Here is a 19,863-nt window from a genome sequence, read left to right as displayed (position 1 = left end):
TTCACTGGAGCCGCGCTGATTCACAGCCACTTGGCAAGGAAGGCAAGACACGTGACCATCGAGAAAAACACGAGGGAACTGGACCAGGACATTGTCCGGGATTTCAGTGCGCGGATGAGCTACGCGTCCTACCTGCAGTTGCCCACCCTGCTCAGCGCCCAGCAGCCGGTCAGCACCCCGGAACACCACGACGAGATGCTGTTCATCATCCAGCACCAGACCACGGAGCTGTGGCTGAAGCTGGTATTGCACGAGCTTCGCAGCGCCGCCGCGTGGCTGCGGTCGGACGACCTCGGGTCCGCCCTGAAGGCGATCGCCCGCGTCAAGCACATTCAGAAGACGCTCACCGAGCAATGGTCCGTGCTGGCCACCCTGACGCCCACCGAGTACTCCCAGTTCCGCGGCTTCCTCGGCAACTCGTCCGGATTCCAGTCCAGCCAGTACCGTGCGGTGGAGTTCCTTCTCGGCAACAAGAACGCCAAGATGCTTCCGGTGTTCGAATCGGACCCCGAGGCCCACGAGATGCTGCGCGAACTGCTCGAAGCCCCCAGCATCTACGACGATTTCCTCGCCTATCTCAAGCGCCAGGGCTTCGACGTCCCGGCCTCCCTGCTGGAGCGCGACGTCACCAAGGCCCACGAGTTCTGCCCCGAACTGGTCCCGGTGTTCAAGTACATCTACGAGAACGCCGCCGACAACTGGGGCGCATACGAGGCCTGCGAGGAACTTGTGGACCTTGAGGACAACTTCCAGCTGTGGCGTTTCCGCCACCTGCGCACCGTCCAGCGGACCATCGGCATGAAGGCCGGCACCGGCGGATCCAGCGGCGCCGCGTTCCTGCAGAAGGCCCTCGAACTGACCTTCTTCCCTGAGCTCTTCGCCGTGCGGACGGAGATCGGCCAGTGAGCATGTCCGCCAACACCGACGCGACGGACAGCCTGTGGCAGCGCGCCCTCGACCTCGACGCCGCGGATCCGCTGGCCGGCTACCGCGACCACTTTGTCGGCACGGACACGGCCCTGTCCTACCTTGACGGCAACTCCCTGGGCCGTCCGCTCAAGCGGACCGTCACCGACATCAGCAGCTTCATCCAGGACAGCTGGGGCGGCCGCCTGATCCGGGGCTGGGACGAGGAATGGCTCGAACTGCCCCAGAAGATCGGCGACCAGCTCGGCCGCGCCGTGCTCGGCGCGGCGCCGGGGCAGACGATCATTGCCGATTCCACCACCGTGGTGCTGTACAAGCTCATCCGCGCCGCGCTGGCAGCCGTCACCGATCCGGCCCGGACCGAGATCGTCCTGGACACGGATAATTTCCCCACCGACCGTTACCTGGTGGAGGGAATCGCCCGTGAAGAAGGCCTGACCCTGCGCTGGATCGACGCCGATCCGGCCTCCGGCGTCACCGTCGAGCAGGTGCGCGACGCCACCGGCCCGGCCACCGCCATCGTGGTCCTGAGCCAGATCGCCTACCGCTCCGGCTTCCTCGCGGACCTGCCGGGCATCACCGCGGCAATCCACGACGCCGGCGCCCTGGTGGTGTGGGACCTGTGCCACTCCGCCGGGTCTGTGGAGATCGCTTTGGACGACGCCGACGTCGACTTCGCGGCAGGCTGCACCTACAAATATCTGAACGGGGGACCGGGCTCGCCCGCGTTCGCCTACATCAACGCACGGCACCTGGCCGGGCTGCAGCAGCCCATCTGGGGCTGGATGGGGCGCAAGGACGCGTTCGAAATGGGTCCCGGCTACGAGGCCGCCCCCGGCATCCGCGGCTTCCTTAGCGGCACTCCGGCGATCTTCGGGATGCTCGCCATGCGCGGCACCCTGGACCTGATCGAGGAAGCGGGGATGGCGTCACTGCGGGAGAAGTCACGGGTGCTGACCGCTTATGCCCTCGAACTTTACGACGCCTGGCTGGCGCCGGCCGGCGTGCAGCTGTCCACCCCGCGGGCGGCGGAACTGCGCGGCAGCCACGTGACGATCGACCACCCGGCCTTCCGGGAAATGACGGCCACATTGTGGGACCAGGACGTGATTCCCGATTTCCGCGCCCCGCAGGGCATCAGGATCGGGCTGTCGCCGCTCAGCACATCCTTCGCGGAGCTTTACCGGGGCGTCGCCGCTATTCGCGAACTGCTCGCAGCCCAGGAAAGTGGAAAACCGCAACCGCCGCAGGCAGCTGGCGCGCCGGCAGAGTCGGCGGCCGCGCCCGGCGGTTTCGACAAGACCGCGGACGTGCCACTAAACTGAACGTTGGATCCGGCTGCAGTCCGTGGCGGCTGGCTCCTGTTGTGTACGGAATGCCCGGCTTCGGCGGGGGATTCCGGGACGGCACCCCCGGCAGTGAATTACTGATTCGGGCCTCACGGCACATCTCTAGGAGTTATTGTGGCACTTGAAGCCGCTGTAAAGCAGTCCATCATCAAGGATTTCGCAACGTCCGAGGGCGACACCGGTTCGCCGGAGGTCCAGGTTGCAGTCCTGACTCAGCGGATCAAGGATCTCACTGAGCACATGAAGGAGCACAAGCACGATTACCACACCCAGCGCGGTCTGCTGGCCATGGTTGGTCGTCGCAAGCGCATGCTCACCTACCTCAAGAACACTGACATCACCCGCTACCGTAAGCTCATCGAGCGCCTCGGCCTGCGTCGCTAGTCAGTTTTAAGGGGCGGCCCCTTCCGGACCGGAAAGGGCCGCCTTCTTCAGGAAAAAACTAAACAGGAGGATCAACCGCATCACGCATTCGCGGTCCTCGGTAGTGATCCCCGGGAACGGCCTCAAGGAATGAGGCCCGGCCCGTGGGTCTCGATCGATGACCGGGTGCAGTGCAGGCCAGTAGACAGATGCTGGGCTGGGTTGATGCGGCTGGGCTCCGTGAACCAAGAAACGGAGGTGACTCTCTATGGAGGGTCCCGAAATCCAGTTCTCAGAAGCAATCATTGACAATGGCCGCTTCGGCAAGCGTGTAATCCGCTTTGAAACCGGCCGCCTTGCCAAGCAGGCAGCCGGCGCAGCGATGGTCTACATCGATGAAGAGACCGCGCTGCTGTCCGCAACCACCGCCGGCAAGCACCCGCGTGAAGGTTTCGACTTCTTCCCGCTGACCGTCGACGTCGAAGAGCGTATGTACGCCGCCGGCCGCATCCCGGGCTCGTTCTTCCGCCGCGAAGGCCGTCCCTCCACGGAAGCCATCCTGGCCTGCCGCCTCATGGACCGCCCGCTGCGCCCCGCGTTCGTCAAGGGCCTGCGCAACGAGGTCCAGATCGTCGTCACCGTGCTGTCCATCAACCCGGACGAGCTCTACGACGTCGTCGCGATCAACGCGTCCTCGATGTCCACCCAGCTTTCCGGCCTGCCCTTCTCCGGCCCGATCGGCGGCGTCCGCGTTGCCCTCGTTGCCGACGAGAACGGCTCGCAGTGGGTTGCGTTCCCGAAGCACTCCCAGCTCGAGAACGCCGTCTTCAACATGGTCGTCGCCGGCCGCATCGCCGGTGACGACGTCGCCATCATGATGGTTGAAGCCGAAGCCACCGACAACTCCTGGAACCTCATCAAGGAACAGGGCGCCACCGCCCCGACCGAAGAGGTTGTCTCCGAAGGCCTCGAGGCTGCCAAGCCGTTCATCAAGGCCCTTTGTGAAGCACAGTCCGACCTGGCAGCCCGCGCCGCCAAGCCGACCGTCGAGTTCCCGGTCTTCCTGGACTACCAGGACGACGTCTACGCCGCTGTGGAGTCCGCTGCCGCCGAGAAGCTGGCCGCTGTCTTCCAGATCGCCGACAAGCAGGAACGCGACACCGCGTCCGACGAGCTCAAGGACGAGGTCACCTCTTCCCTGGCTGGCCAGTTCGAAGGCCGCGAGAAGGAACTGTCCGCAGCCTTCCGCTCCGTCACCAAGCAGGTTGTGCGCCAGCGTATCCTCAAGGACCAGATCCGCATCGACGGCCGCGGCCTGACGGACATCCGCCAGCTCACCGCCGAGGTTGAGGTTCTGCCCCGCGTCCACGGCTCGGCCATCTTCGAACGCGGCGAGACCCAGATCATGGGTGTCACCACGCTGAACATGCTCAAGATGGAACAGCAGATCGACTCGCTGTCTCCCGTGACGCGCAAGCGCTACATGCACAACTACAACTTCCCGCCGTACTCCACCGGCGAGACCGGCCGCGTCGGTTCCCCGAAGCGCCGCGAAATCGGCCACGGTGCCCTCGCAGAGCGCGCCATCATGCCGGTGCTGCCGTCCCGCGAGGAATTCCCCTACGCCATCCGCCAGGTGTCTGAGGCTCTCAGCTCCAACGGTTCGACGTCGATGGGTTCCGTCTGCGCCTCCACGCTGTCCCTGCTGAACGCAGGCGTGCCGCTGAAGGCTGCTGTTGCCGGTATCGCCATGGGCCTGGTCTCCGACCAGGTCGACGGCCAGACCCGTTACGCCGCCCTGACCGATATCCTTGGCGCCGAAGATGCCTTCGGTGACATGGACTTCAAGGTTGCCGGTACCTCCGAGTTCGTCACGGCCATCCAGCTGGACACGAAGCTTGACGGCATCCCGGCCTCGGTCCTGGCCGCCGCCCTGAAGCAGGCCCGCGAAGCCCGTCTGCACATCCTGGACGTCCTGAACTCCGCGATCGACACCCCGGACGAGCTCTCCGAGTTCGCGCCGCGCGTCATCGCGGTCAAGATCCCGGTTGACAAGATCGGCGAGGTCATCGGCCCGAAGGGCAAGATGATCAACCAGATCCAGGAAGACACCGGAGCCGACATCTCGATCGAGGACGACGGAACTGTCTACATTGGCGCCACCAACGGCCCGTCTGCCGACGCAGCACGGTCCGCGATCAACGCCATCGCCAACCCGCAGATCCCGGAAATCGGTGAGCGCTACCTGGGCACGGTCGTCAAGACCACCACCTTCGGCGCCTTCGTTTCCCTGACCCCGGGCAAGGACGGCCTCCTGCACATCTCCGAGCTGCGCAAGATCGCCGGCGGCAAGCGCGTGGACAACGTCGACGACGTCGTCTCCGTGGGCCAGAAGATCCAGGTGGAAATCACCAAGATCGACGATCGCGGAAAGCTGTCCCTCTCGCCCGTAGTGGCTGAGGAGGCTGGCGCGGAAAATGCAGGAAACACGGAAAACGCTGACAACGCCGAGGTCTCCGCGGACGCCGCGGAGTAGTCTCTCCTGAGTCAAAAAGCGGGGCCGGTGGATCAACCACCGGCCCCGCTGCTGTTAAAGGTAGGATGGCAGGCAGATTTGGCATGTGTTCAATGAAAGGCCTTGATGACTGTCGTCCCCCTGCCGCTAGAGCAGAACCAGCACGCTGACACCCTGATCCACGGCGCCGACGGCGGCTCCGAGGTGCGACGCTCGGTCCTGCCCGGCGGCGTCCGCGTCCTCACCGAAGCGATGCCCGGCCAACGCTCTGCCACGATCGGTTTCTGGGTCGGCGTCGGCTCCCGCGACGAGGCTCCCGGCCAGCACGGTTCCACGCACTTCCTGGAGCACCTGCTCTTCAAGGGCACCAAGCGCCGCACCGCGCTGGAGATCGCCTCGGCCTTCGACGAGGTCGGCGGGGAATCCAATGCGGCCACCGCGAAGGAAAGCACCTGCTACTTCGCCCGCGTGCTGGACACGGACCTTCCCATGGCGATCGACGTCATCGCGGACATGATCACCGGCGCGGTCCTGGACCCGCAGGAGATGGAGCAGGAGCGGGACGTCATCCTCGAGGAAATCGCCATGGACAGCGACGATCCCACCGACGTCGCGCACGAGAACTTCGTGGCCGCCGTGCTGGGAACGCACCCGCTGGGCCGCCCCATCGGCGGCACGCCGGCAGCCATCCGGGCCGTGGCACGCGACTCGGTGTGGGACCACTACCGCCGCTACTACCGTCCCGACGAGCTCGTGGTCACCGCGGCCGGCGGCCTGGACCACGACGTCGTCTGCGGGCTCGTGGTGGATGCCCTGCACTCCGCCGGCTGGAACCTTGAGGCCGCGGCCGCCCCCGTGCAGCGCCGCTCCACCGAACGTGCATCGATCACCGGCACGGCCGGCCTGCATGTGGTCAAGAGGCAGGTGGAGCAGGCCAACATCATTATGGGTTGCCCGTCGCTGGTCGCCACCGACGGCCGCCGCTTTGTGATGAGTGTGCTCAACGCCGTTCTCGGCGGCGGCATGTCCTCCCGCCTCTTCCAGGAGGTCCGGGAAAAGCGCGGACTCGTCTACTCGACCTACTCTTTCGCCTCCTCCTACGCCGATGCCGGCTATTTCGGCATGTACGCCGGATGCACCCCGTCGAAGGTCCGCCAGGTCATTGATCTGCTGGGCGCCGAACTGGACAAGCTGGCTGCCGACGGAATCTCAGACGAGGAGCTGCGCAAGGCGGAGGGACAGCTGTGCGGCGGAATCGTGCTGGCGCTGGAGGACACCGGTTCCCGGATGTCCCGGCTGGGCCGCGCGGAACTGGTGTCCGGCGAGTACCAGGACATCGATGAGACCCTCCGCCAGATCAAGGCCGTCACAGCCGCGGAGGTCCAGGAGCTCGCCCGTGAGCTCGCGGCAGCCCCGCGGACCGTCACGGTGGTCGGGCCGTTCGAGGAAAGCGAGACGTTCGGACTCCTGGCCTAGACATTCCAACTGGCGCGGCGTCATGATGGTGGCGGGGTCACTCGGGAGGAACTCCATATGGGAGAAACTGTGGACCGGCCGCTGCCAGGCAGTGCATGCGAGGCGCTTGAGGCTTTCCTGGGCCATTGGACGGGGACCACGCACTGGGAGGCAACCGCGTGGGGTCCGGCGCGCACCGCGGACACCGAGATTATCTTTTCCCGGGCAGCCGCCGGGCTTGCCGTCGCCCAGAGCTACCGGCACACGGATGCGGACGGGACCCGGTCCGAAGGCCACGGTGTCTTCACGACGGACCCGGACCATCCCGAGACCTTCTGGTACCACGTCAACAGCTTGGGGTTGCCGCCCGAGGGACCCGCGCGCGCCAGCATGGAAGGCGGCACCTTGACCGTGGAACGGCGAAGTGACCGCGGGACCGCACGGCACACCTTCCGGGTGGACGACGGCGAACTCACTCATGCCGCCGGACTCCGCCTGGGCAGGGCGAGCGATTTCACGCCCTTCATGACTACCGTGTGCCGCCGCGTCGCTGAGGGCGCTGCCGTACCGGCGTGAGGTCTTAGGAGGCGGCCTGCAGAATCCGGGTCTTCGGAGTTCCCTCTAGGCCGGGCGCCGCCTCGGCGGAGTTCCAGACCTTCGCCTGAAGATTGGCCAACAAGGCCTCTGCCTGCCCGCGCTGCTCGAAGTCCAGTTCAACGACCACAGAGTGCGGGTCGTCCACGGGTTGGTTGATGCGGTACGCGGTGACGCCCGACGCCGCGCGGTTCACCGGATCACGGTCGAACGCCGCTTTCCACATGGAGAAATCCTTGATCCTATGCTCGATCTGCAAGGTGAACATGCTGCCCTCCTCGTTGGTGTTTGTTGCCCGCCGCGGCGGATATTCCACACTCTAGAACCGGCCAGCTAAACGCGATACCCCGGATTTTGTGAACCCGACATACCGGCTTTATGGAGCCGGGCGTGCCCGGGTTACCCGCCGGCGAACGGCGGCAGCACGTCGACGACGTCGGCGGGCCGGAGCGCCGCGGCATGGTCCCGCACGGCAACTTCGTTGAGCAGGAAGCTGGAGCGGGACAGGATGCGGGCCAGCGGCGGCGTACCGGCCGGCGGTTCGGGGCGCTCGACGGCGAGGATCGCCTCGAGCAGCGAGGCGAGGGTGTCGCCGTCGGCGAGGTCGTAGCGTTCTTCATCCACGCCGGCGGCAGCGCGTGCGGCAGCGAAGTAGCGTACATTCACGAAAAAGTCAGCCTCCGATGGCGCTCATGCTGCGGTCCGGCTGGACGAAGTCGGGCGCGTCGAGGCCCACATGGTCCATGCCGTGGGCCTTGGGCTTGATCCACATGGCATCCTGCCAGCGTTCGGCGAGCTGTTCGTCGCTGGCGCCCTCGCGCAGCAGCCCCAGCAGATCCACTTCCTCGCGCGAGAACAGGCAGCTCATGATCTTGCCCTCGGCGGTGATGCGCGTCCGGCGGCAGTCCGAGCAGAACGGCTCCGTGACGGAGGCGATGATGCCCACAGTGCCGAGCAGAGGGCCGGCGGCGCGGTCGGTGCCGGGAACCCGGGCCCGGACTTCGAACCGTTCCGCCGGGGCGCCGTCGCGGTCCCGCGGGTCGGAACTGAGCACGTAATCGACCGAGAGCAGTTCCCGGATCTCCGCGGCGGTGATCATGTTCCGCCGGGTCCAGCCGTGGTCCGCGTCGAGCGGCATCTGTTCGATGAAGCGCAGTTCATAGCCGCGGTCCAGTGCCCAGGCCAGGAGGGCCGGGGACTCGGCGTCGTTGATGCCGCGCATGAGTACAGCGTTGAGCTTGACCGGGCCCAGGCCTGCGGCCCAGGCGGCGTCGACGCCGGCGAGGACCCTGTCCAGGAAGGGCCGGCGGGTCAGCTTGGTAAAGGTTTCTTCATGCAGGGAGTCCAGCGAGACGTTGATTCTGGTCAGTCCCGCGGCTTTGAGTCCGGCGGCCTTCTTGTCCAGGCCGACGGCGTTGGTGGTCATCGAGATTGGCAGGCCGGGGTGGGCCTGGCGGAGCGCGGCGATGATCTGCAGCAGGTCCGCCCGCACCAGGGGCTCGCCTCCGGTCAGCCGCAGTTCACGCACGCCGAGCATGTCGACGCCGATCCGCACGATCCGGACGATTTCCTCCGCGGACATCACCGCCTGCTTGGACAGCCATTCCAGGCCCTCGGCCGGCATGCAATAGGTGCAACGCAGATTGCACTTGTCCGTCAGTGAGAGGCGCATGTCCGTGGCACGGCGGCCGTAGCGATCCACGAGCCCTGCAACCAGGCCCTCCGGACGCCCGGACAGTGCGGCTGCAGCAGGCACTCCCGCTCCGGGACTGCCTGCCGCGCGGGGCTGGGGCATACCCAGTTGAACTGTCATAGAGTCAGGCTACGCCACCTCGCGGCCCACGTCACAGCCGCATGACGGCACGGATATTACGGATTCGGGAACGATGTCCGGCGGGGGTCCGGAGCCCTGCCCGGACCGTGGCCGCGAACCTATGCTGGAAGCGTGAACAAGACCCAGCCGGCCCCGGACGCAACGGAGTACCGGCGCATCCTCCTCGTCGAGGACGAACCGACCATCGCGGGAGTGGTCCGGGACTACCTCGTCCAGGCGGGATACCAGGTGGTCCTCGCCGCCGACGGGTTCACGGCCCTGCGCCTTGCGGCCGAACGCCGCCCGGACCTCGTCCTGCTGGACCGGATGCTGCCGGGCCTGGACGGTGTGGAAGTCTGCCGCCGGCTCCGTGCCGCACACAGCGTCCCGGTCATCATGCTCACTGCCCTCGGAACGGAAGACGACCGGATCCTCGGCCTGGAAGCCGGCGCTGACGACTACGTCACCAAGCCATTCTCGCCCCGCGAACTGGTACTGCGGGTCCGTTCGGTCCTGCGCAGGAGCATTCCCGAATTCAGCCCGGAGCCCTCCGTCGAAGTGGGCGGTTTCGACCTCAACCCGGCCGCACGCACCGTCTCCCGCCATGGCAGGCCCCTGGCGCTGACGGCCAGGGAGTTCGACCTTCTGGCCTTCATGCTCCGCCGTCCCCGGCAAGTCTTCAGCCGCGAGGAACTCATGAAAGCCGTCTGGGGCTGTGACTACGGGGACCTGTCCACTGTCACGGTGCACGTGCGGAGGCTGCGGGAGAAGATCGAGGACGACCCCACCCGCCCCTCCGTCCTGAAAACGGTCTGGGGCGTGGGTTACCGGCTGGACCCCAGCGATGAGGAGGAATCCGCCGATGCAGACCTCTGAACTCCTGACCATCATCGGCTGGGCCCTGGCCTGGGGAGCCGTGATCGGGGCCGCGTCGCTGCTCATCCTGAAATCCCTGCGCCGGGCCTCGTTCGCGGTCCAGATCTGCGTGGTGGTGCTCGCCGCCGTGGCGGTCCTGACGGCCGGAATGGTCAGCGCCTTCAACGCGATGTTCATCTCGGCCCGGGACCTCGAAGTGATGTGGTACGTCCTGGCCGTGGCTTCCGCCGTGGCTGTTTCGATCGCGCTCGTGCTCGGAGCGAGGGTCTCGCGGAACGCCAAGGCGCTGGTCGAGGCTGCCCGGAGCATCGGCCGCGGCGAGAGCCCCGGGATCCAGTCCCCGGTGATGAGCCACGAACTTGCCGCCCTCGCCGCCGAGCTCGAATCCAGCAGCCGGATGCTGGAGGCCTCCCGGCAGCGGGAGGCCGCCGTCGAAAACGCCCGCCGCGAACTGGTCAGCTGGATCTCCCACGACCTGCGGACGCCGCTGGCGAGCATGCGCGCCATGACCGAGGCCCTGGAAGACGGGATGGCCGCGGACGTCCCCGCCTACTACCGCAAGCTCATCGCGCAGACCGACCTCATGGCCGGCATGGTCAACGACCTCCTGGAACTGTCGAAGATCCATGCCGGAACTATGCGGCTCAAGGCCGAGCCGTTGGACCTGTACGACCTCGCCAGCGACGCCATTGCCGACCTCGCCGCGCTGGCGGAGCAGCACGGCATTACGCTCGACGGCGGCGGCCAACGGGAAAGCCTGGCCCTCGCCGACGGCCCCTCGATGGGGCGTGCCATCCGGAACGTCGTGCTCAACGCGATCGTCCACAGCAGACCCGGCTCCCGGGTCACCGTGGAAGTCGGCCGGGACGGTGACCGGGCCGTCGTCGCGGTCACCGACGGCTGCGGCGGGATCCCCGAAGCGGACCTCCCGCATGTGTTCGAAACCGGCTGGCAGAAGGACCCGGCGCGGCGGCAGGCCGGCCGTTGGGCCGCCCCGGACGACGGACTGGACGGAATGGCCCCTGATGGCGCGGCCCCGGGCGACGGCTTCCGGGCGCCCATGCCGGATGAGCCGGCAGGCGTCATGCGCTACAGCGGCGCCGGCCTTGGCCTGAGCATTGTCGCCGGAATCGTCAGCGCCCATCAAGGCACCGTCACCGTGGAGAACGTCGACGGCGGATGCCGGTTCTCGCTGCTGCTCCCCGGCCAGGGAGCCGCCGGCCAGAAGCCGGGTGGCAGCCACGGCACTTCTGCCGGGGAGCCTGCTGCCGGGGGAGCAGCAGCCCCGGCAGCAACAGCCGAGGGAGCACACAACACGATTCCGCGCGACGCGGTAGAGGAAAAACTCCGGACGGGATGGGCACAGTGAGCAGCGGCGTCGGCTTTGACGGGCAGGGGAAGGAAACCGGCGGCACACTCGCCGGCAGGGAACAGCAGCATACGGAACCGGGAGTCCGGCAGCGGCAGTCCCGGGACCTGTGGGCCGCCGGGGCCGGACTGGTGGCCGTGGGGACGGCGGTGGTCCTCGGTGAACTCACGGCCAGCCTGGTGAGCCCCACGGTGTCTCCGGTGACGGCCGTCGGCGGGGCCGTGATCGACACCGTCCCGCCGGGCGTCAAGGAGTGGGCCATTTCCTTGTTCGGCACGGCGGACAAGGCGGCACTGCTGGGCGGCATGGCACTGGTCATCGCCGCGCTCGCGGCGCTCTCCGGAGTCCTCGAAGTGCGGCGCCGTTTCGCCGGGGTGATTCTCATCGCGGTGTTCGGCGCGGTAGGGCTCGTGGCCGTGCTGAGCCGGGCCGACCTGACCGCCAACGCCATCCCCGTCCCGGTGCTGGTGGCACTGGTGGGGATCGCGCTGTTGCGGTGGCTCATCCGGAAACTGTTGGAGTGGCAACCCGATGCCGACCGGCGACCGGCGGTGGCGTCCGGCCCGCCGGAAACACCACCGGTTGAGCCGGCCCCGCAGGACGCCCCTGCCGTGGCGCCTGCAGATGCCACAGCCAACGAAGCCGGGCCCGCCCGGCGCCGGTTCCTGCTGGCGCTGGGCGGGACAGCCGCGGTTGCCGCCGTCGCCGGTGTGCTCGCCTCCACCCTCAGGGGAGCGGCCGCCGTCGTCAGCGACGTGCGCAGCAAGCTGGTCCTCCCGGTGCCCGCCGCTCCCGCGCCGCCCATCCCGGCCGGCGCCGAGATCCGGCTGGACGGACTGGGCCCGCTCGTGACGCCGAACAGGGATTTCTACCGGATCGACACCGCCCTGCGCGTCCCGCTGGTGGATCCTGCGGAATGGACGCTGAAAGTCACGGGCCTGGTGGAACGGGAGATCGAGCTCGACTTCGCCACTCTCCTGGCCAAACCCCTGACGGAACGGCACGTGACCATCGCCTGCGTCTCCAACGAGGTCGGCGGGGACCTGATCGGCAATGCCCGCTGGCTCGGCTGGCCGGTGCGCGAACTGCTCGCCATGGCCGGCCCCAAGCCCGGGGCGGACATGGTGCTCTCCCGGAGCACAGACGGCTGGACGGCAGGGACCCCGCTGGAGGCCCTCACGGACAACCGCGACGCGCTGCTGGCCGTCGCCATGAACGGGGAACCGCTCCCGCTCGAACATGGATTCCCCGTCCGGATGATCGTGCCCGGGCTGTACGGCTACGTCTCCGCCACGAAGTGGGTCACCGAACTGAAAGTGACCCGGTACGCGGACGACGTCGCCTACTGGACGCCCCGCGGCTGGAGCGAGCGCGGGCCCATCAAGACATCGTCCCGCATTGACGTGCCGCGCGACGGGGCCAACGTGAAGGGCGGGACGGTTGTCTTCGGCGGCGTCGCGTGGGCCCAGCACACGGGCATCGGCAAGGTGGAGCTGCGGGTCAACCGCGGCGACTGGCATCAGGCCGAGCTGGCCCCCGGCATCTCCAAGGACACCTGGTACCAGTGGAAGCTGGCCTTGCCGCTGGAGCCGGGACAATATGAGGTCCAGGTCCGGGCCACAGCCCTAGACGGCGTGCCGCAGGCCGAGGAATCCGCACCGGTCGCGCCGAACGGAGCCACGGGTTATCACACGGTTAGAGTTGACGTGAAGTCCTAGCGAGCCGAGCAGAGGTCAGGAAACGCATGCACCGCACCGAGACAAGGCATGTCAGCGTTCAAGCACACCGGGACAAGGTGCGGGCCCTGCTGGCCCCCCTGCGCACCGAGGGGCGGGTGGAACGGCTCCCGCTGCTCGAAGCCTTGGGCCGGGGGCTCGCCGCCGACATCCTGGCGCCGCTGGACCTTCCCCCCTTCGCCAACTCGCAGATGGACGGCTTCGCGATCCGCAGCGCCGACGTGCCCGACGGCGGCAGGGAACTGCGTGTCGTCGCGCCCGTCCCGGCCGGAGCCACACCGGCGGAACTGGCCGCCGGCACGGCCGCCCCGATCATGACCGGCGCGATGATGCCGGCCGGGGCCGACGCCGTCGTTCCCATCGAGCAGGCCGTGCCCGATTCCTTCCCGGTGCCGGGGGAGCCCGCCACGGTCCACTTGCCGGCCGCCGCCGCCGGAACGTTCGTGCGCGACGCCGGCAGCGACATCCGCTCCGGCGAGCTCGCCCTCAGCGCGGGGACCTTCCTCGGCCCCGGCCAGCTGGGACTGCTGGCGGCGATGGGCTACACGGAGGTGCCCGTGCGTCCCTCCCTCCGGGTCCTCCTGGTCACCACCGGCGACGAGGTGGTGGAACCGGGCAGCCCGCTCGGACCGGGCAAGATCTTCGACTCCAACGGCACGCTGCTCGAGTCCTCCATGCGCCAGGCCGGGCTCCAGGTCACACGGACCGGCGTCTCCACGGACCAGCCGGATGAGCTCGCCGCGTTGCTGCGCCGGCACGCCCCCGCCGCGGACCTGATCGTCACCACCGGCGGCGTCAGCAAAGGTGCCTACGAGGTGGTCCGGCAGGCAATGGCCGGACACGACGTCGAATTCGGCGCCGTGGCGATGCAGCCGGGCGGCCCGCAGGGGATCGGCAGCTTCGACGGCGTCCCTGTGCTGGGGTTCCCGGGCAATCCGGTGAGCTGCCTGGTGTCCTTTGAAATGTTCCTGCGCCCGGTCCTCACGGAACTGTTCGGCGCCCCGGCGCCCCGGCCCGCCGTCCGCGCGCGCCTCGCCGAACCGCTGACCTCCCCGGCGGGCAAGCACCAGGTGCGGCGCKGCACGCTGGCTCCGGACGGCACCGTCAGGCTGGAGGGCGGCGCGGGCTCCCACCTGGTCCATGCCCTGGCCCGTTCCAACGCCCTCGTCCACGTGCCAGAGGGAACAGCGGCGCTCGCAGCGGGCGACGAAGTGGAAGTATGGATCCTGTGAATGATGTAGAAAACCCTGAAGCGGATGCCGCACCGGCGGACAACGGCGAAGCGGGCACCGGCGAAGCGGACAAAGGAGCCGTGGGCAACACCCGCCTGACCCACCTCCGCCACGACGGCACGGCCCAGATGGTGGATGTGTCCAACAAGGCGCAGTCCACCCGGGAAGCCACGGCCACCGCAACCGTCCGCAGCACGGCCGAGGTCCTGTCCCTCCTCGGCGGCGGTGAGCTCCCGAAGGGCGACGCCCTGGCCGTGGCCCGCATCGCCGGGATCATGGCGGCCAAGAAGACGCCGGACCTGATCCCGCTCTGCCACCCGCTCCCGATCGCCAAAGTCACCATCGACTTTGAGCTCGACACCGACGCCGTGACAATTTTCGCCACGGTCAAGACACGCGGCGTCACCGGGGTCGAGATGGAAGCCCTGACTGCGGCGACGGTCGCGGCACTGAGCGTGTACGACATGATCAAGGCCGTGGACAAGCACGCGGTCCTGACCGATATCAAGGTGCTCGCCAAAAGCGGCGGCAAGAGCGGGGACTGGACCCTATGAACATGCCCGAACCCCACCGCCACGGCGAAGCCACGGGCCGCAAGGCCGGTGTCGTGATCGCCTCCACCCGGGCGGCCTCCGGTGTCTATGAGGACCTCACGGGCCCTGTGATCATCGATTGGCTCACCGAGCACGGCTTCGAGCCGTTCCCCGCCATGGTGGTGCCGGACGGGGCGCCGGTCGGGGCCGCGCTGAGGGCCCTGCTGAGCCAGCAGCCGGCCGTCATCATCACCAGCGGCGGCACCGGGCTGAGCCCCACCGACGCAACGCCGGAGCAGACGCTGCCCCTGCTGGACCGGGAAATCCCGGGCATCATGGAGGGCATCCGGAACGCCGGAACGGCCAAGACTCCGATGGCCATGCTCAGCCGGGGCCACGCGGGCGCAGCCGGACAGACGTTCATCGTGAACCTGCCCGGATCCCCGAAGGGCGTGATGGACGGCCTGGCCGTGCTGGATCCCATCGTTGGACACCTTTGCGACCAACTGGAAGGCAGCCATGGGCACTGATACCGGATTTGAAATCGTGCACGCCGTGCTGAGCGCCGAACCCATCTCGGTGGAGCAGGCCATCGCGGCGGTGGAGTCGGACACGGCAGGAGCGGTGGTCAGCTTCAGCGGCGTCGTCCGCAACCACGACGGCGGCAAGCAGGTCTCCCGGCTCAGCTACAGCGCCCACCCGACGGCCCACCAGGTGATGGCCGACGTCGTCGCCGGGCTTGTGGCGGAGCACTCGGTCCCGGCCGGGAATGCCGTGCCCGGCGGATCTCCGGAGGACGCCGCCGGCGGCGCCGGCGCCACCCGGGACGAGCGGCAGCCGGTGCGGATCTGGGCGGCCCACAGGATCGGCATGCTCGAGATCGGCGATCCGGCTCTGGTGTGCGCCGTCTCGGCGGCCCACCGCGGCCAGGCCTTCGCCGTATGTGCAGAACTCGTCGACCGGATCAAGGCCCAAGTGCCGATCTGGAAGGAACAGTTTTTCGCCGACGGCACCGTGGAGTGGGTCGGCGCCGGCGAGTAGACGCCGCGTGACCGGCAGGAAGCCGGCTCCGGATCAGGAGGAAATAACCCTGCGCCGGACCCCCGCCCGGTCGACCCCCAGTTCCTTGAGCAGCACGGCTGCCGGATCGTGTTCCTGGCAGTCCAGCAGCGACAGCAGCAGATTCGCGGTGGTGATCTGTCGTGACTTCTGGTCCATGGCATACCGAAGCATGCCTTCCATTACCGACCGGGCGCCCGAGCTGAAGGGCGGCTTCTTCCCCCGGCTGGGCATGGGGACGCGCTCAAAGCCGTGGGCATCTATACCGATTGATGCGAGTGCCGTGCGGTCAAGCCTCGCCGCCGCGGCCCGTGCCTGATCGAGCGTGACACCCAGAAGGGCGGCGGGAGCAGGATCGTGGAGCGCCCCCAACAGCAGATGATCCGTGCCCAGCCGCTTGTCGCCGCTGCAGCGGGCCTCGTCCATGGCGAAGCCAACGATCTTTCGGGTGTCGTCGGCAAATCGTTCAAACATGGCTTGATCTCACTCTCGGTATTTTGCGTGGACGGACTGCCGCGAGACGCCCAGGGCGTCGCCGATCTGCTCCCAGGTCCATCCCCGCTGTCGGGCAGCTCTGACCTGCGCTGCCTCGACCTGTTCTGCCAGGCGATGGAGGGCTCCGACCGCCCGCAGACCGACGGCGGGGTCGAGTGAATGAATATGCGCGGACAGGTCATCAGTCTCCATGCCTGTCAGTTTAGATTGACAGGCATAAGGGCGTCAATCCAGCCTGACAGGCCTGGGTCGGCGTGTGACCCATCGAGCCGGCGGCCCGGGCCTTGCGGAACGTTGCTCACGCCGCGTGGCGGTCAGGCTGTCGCCCCCGGCGGCGGCCCTGTAACCAAGCGCCGCCGGTTCCGGAACGCAGCGGCCCCGGCGGTAGGGTTGATGGCATGACCGAACAACTCTCCGTCGCCGTGCTGGGCGCCAGCGGGCGCATGGGCGCAGAGGCCGTGAAGGCCATCGACGCCGCCGCGGACCTGACGCTCGTCGCGGCCCTTGGCCGCAACGACCCCCTCGACTCCCTTGTCAGCTCCGGCGCGCAGGTCGTGGTGGACCTGACCGTCCCCGAAAGCACCGAGGCGAACGTTCGCTTCGCCGTCGAGCACGGCATGCACGCCGTGGTCGGCACCACCGGCTGGGATGCCGGCCGGCTCGCGGGGCTGGAAGAACTCCTCGCCAACCGGCCCGGCGTCGGCGTCCTGATCGCCCCGAACTTCGCCCTCGGCTCCGTCCTGGCCTCCGCCTTCGCCGCCAAGGCGTCCAAGTACTTCGAATCCGTTGAAATTATTGAGCTTCACCACCCGGACAAGGTTGACGCGCCCTCCGGCACGGCCGTGCGCACGGCACAGCTGATCTCGGCCGAGCGCTCCGAGGCTGGCGTGCCGTCCAGCCCGGACGCCACCACCTCGGAACTCGCCGGTGCCCGCGGCACCGACGTCGACGGCATCCGGGTCCACAGTGTCCGGCTGGCCGGTCTTGTCGCGCACCAGGAGGTCCTGCTGGGCGGGCCGGGGGAGCAGCTGACCATCCGCCACGACTCCTTCGACCGTGCGTCCTTCATGCCCGGGGTGCTGCTGGGGATCCGCAGCGTCGCCGCTCACCCCGGTCTCACCGTGGGACTCGACGGCTACCTGGACCTGGGACTCTGAGTCAGATGTCCGCTGCCTTGACAGCCCTGAAAGCGAACCGCACCAAGATCTGGGTGGGGGCCGTCACCCTGCTGCTCGTGTTTTACCTGGTGGTGTCCCTTCAACGTTCCGTGCTCCTGATGTCCGACCCCAGCCTCGTGGCGAAGGCGATCGGCGTCGCCTACCTGGTGCTGCCGGTCATCGGGGCCTGGGCCCTGATGCGGGAACTGCTGTTTGGTGCCCGCACTGAGCGGTTGGCAAAGATCCTCGAAGGCGAGGGGGGCCTGCCGGAGGACACTCTGCCGCGCACGCCCGCCGGCCGGATCATCCGCGAAGCCGCCGACGCCGAATTTGAGAAGTACCGCGCTGAGGCCGAAGCTGCCCCCGAGGACTGGCGTTCCTGGTTCCGGCTCAGCTGTGCGTACGATGCTGCCGGCGACCGCAAGCGCGCCCGCGCCTCAATGCGCGACGCCGTGCGAATGTTCCGCGCCGGGGAGCAGAAGAACTAGCCGGACACCGTTTGCCGGGCCGCGCCGGGCCCGGCGGCGGAACTTAGCGCACGACCCGGCGGCGGAACTTAGCGTACGCGCCGAGGCCGGCGGACTTGGGCCGGCTGGTGCCGGCCCGCCTGGCTGGCCGCATGGGTCGCCCACTCCAGCGGCCCGCGCCACGCCATGGCCGCGAAGACTCCGCCGGCCACCAGCATCCCGACAGCCTGCGCGAAATACACACCCTCCACGGTCCAGCCCGGCATCAAGGGCTGGTCGTGCAGGGCGGCCATGATGCACAGGTGAGCCGTGTAGAGGCTCAACGTCATGGCCCCGGCTCCGCGCAGCGGCAGCAGCAGATCCAGTTCCAGCCAGTCGCCCAGCCGGCCCAGCAGCAGGCACAGGCCGATCAAGGCTGCAGCGGCCCCCGAGGTGTGCAACAGATCCAGCGTGGTGCCGGAGTGCGGTGCACTCGTGGCCAGCCACCACACTGAGCCTGACTGGTCGATGCCGGCCAGGTTGACCTGCAGCAGGCTCTCCAGCGGGTAGGCGGGATCGCCGATGTGCGCCTGAAGGGCCTGCCTGCCGCCCCAGTCCTCCAGCATGAGCGTCCCCAGCCACTTGGACATGACGGCCACCACCGTGCCGGCAGCAACGAGCAGGAACGGCACGGCCGCTTTCCACAGCGCCATCCGGCCGATCGCCAGCCCTATCAGGAGATAAGCGATCCACTGCAGGACAGGGTAGTAGCCCGTGAGAAAGAGGTCGCCCAGCAGCCTGGCCGGGGTGGCCAGATCCTCCCAGCTTGGGTTGTGCCCCAGGCGCAGGGGCGGATCGGCGGACAGCAGCCACGGCCGCAGGAGGTAGGCCAGGGCGGGGGCAGCCAGTATCCAGAGGACCGCGAGTGCGGCCAGGCGTTTCAGCCCAAGCCCGACAAAGGGCAGCACGCACAGGAACAGCAGGGCGTAGTGAACCAGAATTATCGCGATGTTGACTTCCAGCCCGCCCAGGGAGAGCCCGACGGCACCGATTACGAGCGCCCGCAAGGCGATGCCTCTGCGGGCACCCCGCAGTTCGGCGCCCTCAAGCGGCTGCTGTTTCCCCGTGGACAAGGCGAGCCCGACTCCGGCCAGCACGGCGAACAGCGCGGCTGCCCGTCCGGAAAACGCCAGGCCGATCCAGGTGGGCGTGAGCTGCGGGTCCGGCTCAAAGGTTGCCAGCACGTGGGTGGCCATCATGGCCAGCAAGGCCAGGCCGCGCGCGGCGTCGATGCCGGCCAGCCGGACGCCGGGGGGAGTGCCCCGGACGGTCCGGGAAGCCGTAGTCATTCCGCGCGCCGTCATCATCTGATCGTCTCACGATCGGCCCGGTGACCGTCTCATCTTCGGCCTGCCCGCAGCCCCGGTCCTTCTCCGGGCATCCCTTGTATTCGAATATATGTTCGAATACGATGGGCGCATGAACGACGCCCCAGAGCCAGCCTTCCTGAAGCCCGAATTCACCGGCCGGGAATCCACAAGCCGACAATTTCCGGGCCCGGATCCGTCGGGCCCGCAACTGAACAGCGCGACGCCTGGCGGACGGACGAGCGGTGGCGAGGCGGCGGCCGGCGCCCTCAAGGCCATGAGCCCGGGCGTCGTGGACTTCCTCTTCCGGCGCTTGGTCGCCGGGGAGCCGGCCGAGGACGTTCAGTGGGGGAAGGAAGGTGCGGCGCTGGCCGCGGTGCCGCCGGGAGCTGAGCTGGCCCGGCGGCTGGCCGAGACGGACCTCGACGCCCTCACTCCAACCGAACTGTTCGACTACGTGCGGGCGACCCAGCGTCTAGCCGCCTGGGCAGAGGCCCTTCGCGAAACCGCCGTCGGGCGTTACTGCTCGGCACCTTCGGCTCCCTCCGGCGAAAGACGGGGTGCATAGGATGGCAGG

General features: G+C 68.2%; 22 protein-coding genes. 16 read left to right on the top strand and 6 right to left on the bottom strand.

Annotation, left to right across the window (positions count from 1 at the left end; all coding sequences use genetic code 11):
* The first annotated feature begins 51 nt into the window (after window positions 1–51).
* The 6 genes from kynA (at window position 52) to AC1DGD_RS07840 (ending at window position 7,185) form a co-directional block, all read left to right on the top strand.
* Window positions 52–906, top strand: coding sequence for a tryptophan 2,3-dioxygenase (gene kynA, locus AC1DGD_RS07865; protein ID WP_223914012.1), 855 nt, complete (start codon window positions 52–54; stop codon window positions 904–906).
* 2 nt (window positions 907–908) lie between these two features.
* Window positions 909–2,252 (top strand): kynureninase, encoded by a 1,344-nt coding sequence (gene kynU / locus AC1DGD_RS07860; RefSeq protein ID WP_476856519.1) that lies wholly within the window; start codon window positions 909–911, stop codon window positions 2,250–2,252.
* Between the two features lie 138 nt (window positions 2,253–2,390).
* Window positions 2,391–2,660 carry a 30S ribosomal protein S15 gene (gene rpsO, locus AC1DGD_RS07855; protein WP_018774485.1) on the top strand — a complete coding sequence of 90 codons (270 nt, stop codon included), beginning with the start codon at window positions 2,391–2,393 and terminating at the stop codon, window positions 2,658–2,660.
* A gap of 247 nt (window positions 2,661–2,907) precedes the next feature.
* Window positions 2,908–5,175: a polyribonucleotide nucleotidyltransferase gene (locus tag AC1DGD_RS07850; protein WP_223914011.1), complete on the top strand. Its 2,268-nt coding sequence runs from the start codon at window positions 2,908–2,910 to the stop codon at window positions 5,173–5,175.
* A 105-nt stretch (window positions 5,176–5,280) separates the two neighbouring features.
* Window positions 5,281–6,630 carry a M16 family metallopeptidase gene (locus tag AC1DGD_RS07845; RefSeq protein ID WP_243181750.1) on the top strand — a complete coding sequence of 450 codons (1,350 nt, stop codon included), beginning with the start codon at window positions 5,281–5,283 and terminating at the stop codon, window positions 6,628–6,630.
* Window positions 6,631–6,687: 57 nt separating this feature from the next.
* On the top strand, window positions 6,688–7,185 hold the full coding sequence (locus AC1DGD_RS07840) for a DUF1579 domain-containing protein (RefSeq protein ID WP_476849438.1): 498 nt from the start codon (window positions 6,688–6,690) through the stop codon (window positions 7,183–7,185).
* Between the two features lie 4 nt (window positions 7,186–7,189).
* On the opposite strand, the gene AC1DGD_RS07835 is transcribed toward AC1DGD_RS07840, so the two are convergent.
* The 3 genes from AC1DGD_RS07835 to moaA form a co-directional block, all read right to left on the bottom strand.
* Window positions 7,190–7,471: a hypothetical protein gene (locus tag AC1DGD_RS07835; protein ID WP_476849439.1), complete on the bottom strand. Its 282-nt coding sequence runs from the start codon at window positions 7,469–7,471 to the stop codon at window positions 7,190–7,192.
* 131 nt (window positions 7,472–7,602) lie between these two features.
* On the bottom strand, window positions 7,603–7,869 hold the full coding sequence (locus AC1DGD_RS07830) for a MoaD/ThiS family protein (protein WP_223914008.1): 267 nt from the start codon (window positions 7,867–7,869) through the stop codon (window positions 7,603–7,605).
* 7 nt (window positions 7,870–7,876) lie between these two features.
* Window positions 7,877–9,016: a GTP 3',8-cyclase MoaA gene (moaA, locus tag AC1DGD_RS07825; protein WP_223914007.1), complete on the bottom strand. Its 1,140-nt coding sequence runs from the start codon at window positions 9,014–9,016 to the stop codon at window positions 7,877–7,879.
* A 132-nt stretch (window positions 9,017–9,148) separates the two neighbouring features.
* On the opposite strand from moaA, the gene AC1DGD_RS07820 reads away from it, so the two are divergent.
* Genes AC1DGD_RS07820 through AC1DGD_RS07790 form a run of 7 tightly spaced genes read left to right on the top strand, consistent with a single transcriptional unit; the run spans window position 9,149 to window position 15,803 of the window.
* Complete coding sequence (locus AC1DGD_RS07820; RefSeq protein WP_476856439.1) at window positions 9,149–9,892, top strand: response regulator transcription factor; 744 nt, start codon at window positions 9,149–9,151, stop codon at window positions 9,890–9,892.
* Window positions 9,879–11,261 carry a sensor histidine kinase gene (locus AC1DGD_RS07815; protein ID WP_476856438.1) on the top strand — a complete coding sequence of 461 codons (1,383 nt, stop codon included), beginning with the start codon at window positions 9,879–9,881 and terminating at the stop codon, window positions 11,259–11,261. The genes AC1DGD_RS07820 and AC1DGD_RS07815 overlap by 14 nt, the downstream gene beginning before the upstream one ends.
* Window positions 11,249–12,979, top strand: a complete 1,731-nt coding sequence (locus AC1DGD_RS07810; protein ID WP_476856437.1) for a molybdopterin-dependent oxidoreductase — start codon at window positions 11,249–11,251, stop codon at window positions 12,977–12,979. Before AC1DGD_RS07815 ends, AC1DGD_RS07810 begins: the two co-directional genes overlap by 13 nt.
* A gap of 26 nt (window positions 12,980–13,005) precedes the next feature.
* On the top strand, window positions 13,006–14,229 hold the full coding sequence (locus tag AC1DGD_RS07805) for a molybdopterin molybdotransferase MoeA (protein ID WP_476856436.1): 1,224 nt from the start codon (window positions 13,006–13,008) through the stop codon (window positions 14,227–14,229).
* Entirely contained in the window at window positions 14,226–14,783 is a 558-nt protein-coding gene (moaC, locus tag AC1DGD_RS07800) for a cyclic pyranopterin monophosphate synthase MoaC (RefSeq protein WP_476856435.1), read from the top strand. The genes AC1DGD_RS07805 and moaC overlap by 4 nt, the downstream gene beginning before the upstream one ends.
* Window positions 14,780–15,292: a MogA/MoaB family molybdenum cofactor biosynthesis protein gene (locus AC1DGD_RS07795; RefSeq protein WP_476849444.1), complete on the top strand. Its 513-nt coding sequence runs from the start codon at window positions 14,780–14,782 to the stop codon at window positions 15,290–15,292. Before moaC ends, AC1DGD_RS07795 begins: the two co-directional genes overlap by 4 nt.
* Window positions 15,282–15,803: a molybdenum cofactor biosynthesis protein MoaE gene (locus tag AC1DGD_RS07790; RefSeq protein ID WP_476856434.1), complete on the top strand. Its 522-nt coding sequence runs from the start codon at window positions 15,282–15,284 to the stop codon at window positions 15,801–15,803. Before AC1DGD_RS07795 ends, AC1DGD_RS07790 begins: the two co-directional genes overlap by 11 nt.
* Before the next feature lie 33 nt (window positions 15,804–15,836).
* Here AC1DGD_RS07790 and AC1DGD_RS07785 read toward each other — a convergent pair whose 3' ends face one another.
* Together AC1DGD_RS07785 and AC1DGD_RS07780 are read right to left on the bottom strand one after the other, a co-directional pair.
* On the bottom strand, window positions 15,837–16,295 hold the full coding sequence (locus tag AC1DGD_RS07785) for a Clp protease N-terminal domain-containing protein (RefSeq protein ID WP_476856433.1): 459 nt from the start codon (window positions 16,293–16,295) through the stop codon (window positions 15,837–15,839).
* Window positions 16,296–16,304: 9 nt separating this feature from the next.
* Entirely contained in the window at window positions 16,305–16,508 is a 204-nt protein-coding gene (locus tag AC1DGD_RS07780) for a helix-turn-helix domain-containing protein (protein WP_223914000.1), read from the bottom strand.
* A 206-nt stretch (window positions 16,509–16,714) separates the two neighbouring features.
* Between AC1DGD_RS07780 and dapB the strand changes: the two genes are divergently transcribed.
* The gene (gene dapB, locus AC1DGD_RS07775; RefSeq protein WP_476849447.1) at window positions 16,715–17,473 is read left to right on the top strand and encodes a 4-hydroxy-tetrahydrodipicolinate reductase; all 759 of its coding nucleotides are present in this window, start codon (window positions 16,715–16,717) and stop codon (window positions 17,471–17,473) included.
* 5 nt (window positions 17,474–17,478) lie between these two features.
* On the top strand, window positions 17,479–17,961 hold the full coding sequence (locus AC1DGD_RS07770; RefSeq protein WP_476856432.1) for a hypothetical protein: 483 nt from the start codon (window positions 17,479–17,481) through the stop codon (window positions 17,959–17,961).
* A gap of 68 nt (window positions 17,962–18,029) precedes the next feature.
* On the opposite strand, the gene AC1DGD_RS07765 is transcribed toward AC1DGD_RS07770, so the two are convergent.
* A complete protein-coding gene (locus AC1DGD_RS07765) occupies window positions 18,030–19,283 on the bottom strand; it encodes a heparan-alpha-glucosaminide N-acetyltransferase domain-containing protein (protein ID WP_476856431.1) in 1,254 nt (417 codons plus the stop codon).
* A gap of 115 nt (window positions 19,284–19,398) precedes the next feature.
* On the opposite strand from AC1DGD_RS07765, the gene AC1DGD_RS07760 reads away from it, so the two are divergent.
* A complete protein-coding gene (locus tag AC1DGD_RS07760; RefSeq protein WP_476856430.1) occupies window positions 19,399–19,854 on the top strand; it encodes a hypothetical protein in 456 nt (151 codons plus the stop codon).
* Window positions 19,855–19,863 lie beyond the last annotated feature (9 nt).

The organism is Arthrobacter sp. 05T45 (assembly GCF_056395875.1).
The sequence above is the reverse complement of the archived record's forward strand: the minus strand, read 5'-3'. Positions and strand labels throughout refer to the sequence as shown.

Excerpts from the sequence above, each read along its gene's own strand:
- AC1DGD_RS07765 (WP_476856431.1), bottom strand. The coding sequence starts at position 19,283 with ATGACGGCGCGCGGAATGACTACGGCTTCCCGGACCGTCCGGGGCACT.
- AC1DGD_RS07835 (WP_476849439.1), bottom strand. The coding sequence starts at position 7,471 with ATGTTCACCTTGCAGATCGAGCATAGGATCAAGGATTTCTCCATGTGG.
- moaA (WP_223914007.1), bottom strand. The coding sequence starts at position 9,016 with ATGACAGTTCAACTGGGTATGCCCCAGCCCCGCGCGGCAGGCAGTCCC.
- AC1DGD_RS07840 (WP_476849438.1), top strand. The coding sequence starts at position 6,688 with ATGGGAGAAACTGTGGACCGGCCGCTGCCAGGCAGTGCATGCGAGGCG.
- AC1DGD_RS07790 (WP_476856434.1), top strand. The coding sequence starts at position 15,282 with ATGGGCACTGATACCGGATTTGAAATCGTGCACGCCGTGCTGAGCGCC.
- dapB (WP_476849447.1), top strand. The coding sequence starts at position 16,715 with ATGACCGAACAACTCTCCGTCGCCGTGCTGGGCGCCAGCGGGCGCATG.
- AC1DGD_RS07785 (WP_476856433.1), bottom strand. The coding sequence starts at position 16,295 with ATGTTTGAACGATTTGCCGACGACACCCGAAAGATCGTTGGCTTCGCC.
- AC1DGD_RS07815 (WP_476856438.1), top strand. The coding sequence starts at position 9,879 with ATGCAGACCTCTGAACTCCTGACCATCATCGGCTGGGCCCTGGCCTGG.
- AC1DGD_RS07845 (WP_243181750.1), top strand. The coding sequence starts at position 5,281 with ATGACTGTCGTCCCCCTGCCGCTAGAGCAGAACCAGCACGCTGACACC.
- kynU (WP_476856519.1), top strand. The coding sequence starts at position 909 with ATGTCCGCCAACACCGACGCGACGGACAGCCTGTGGCAGCGCGCCCTC.
- AC1DGD_RS07795 (WP_476849444.1), top strand. The coding sequence starts at position 14,780 with ATGAACATGCCCGAACCCCACCGCCACGGCGAAGCCACGGGCCGCAAG.
- AC1DGD_RS07850 (WP_223914011.1), top strand. The coding sequence starts at position 2,908 with ATGGAGGGTCCCGAAATCCAGTTCTCAGAAGCAATCATTGACAATGGC.
- AC1DGD_RS07770 (WP_476856432.1), top strand. The coding sequence starts at position 17,479 with ATGTCCGCTGCCTTGACAGCCCTGAAAGCGAACCGCACCAAGATCTGG.
- AC1DGD_RS07780 (WP_223914000.1), bottom strand. The coding sequence starts at position 16,508 with ATGGAGACTGATGACCTGTCCGCGCATATTCATTCACTCGACCCCGCC.
- AC1DGD_RS07810 (WP_476856437.1), top strand. The coding sequence starts at position 11,249 with ATGGGCACAGTGAGCAGCGGCGTCGGCTTTGACGGGCAGGGGAAGGAA.
- AC1DGD_RS07760 (WP_476856430.1), top strand. The coding sequence starts at position 19,399 with ATGAACGACGCCCCAGAGCCAGCCTTCCTGAAGCCCGAATTCACCGGC.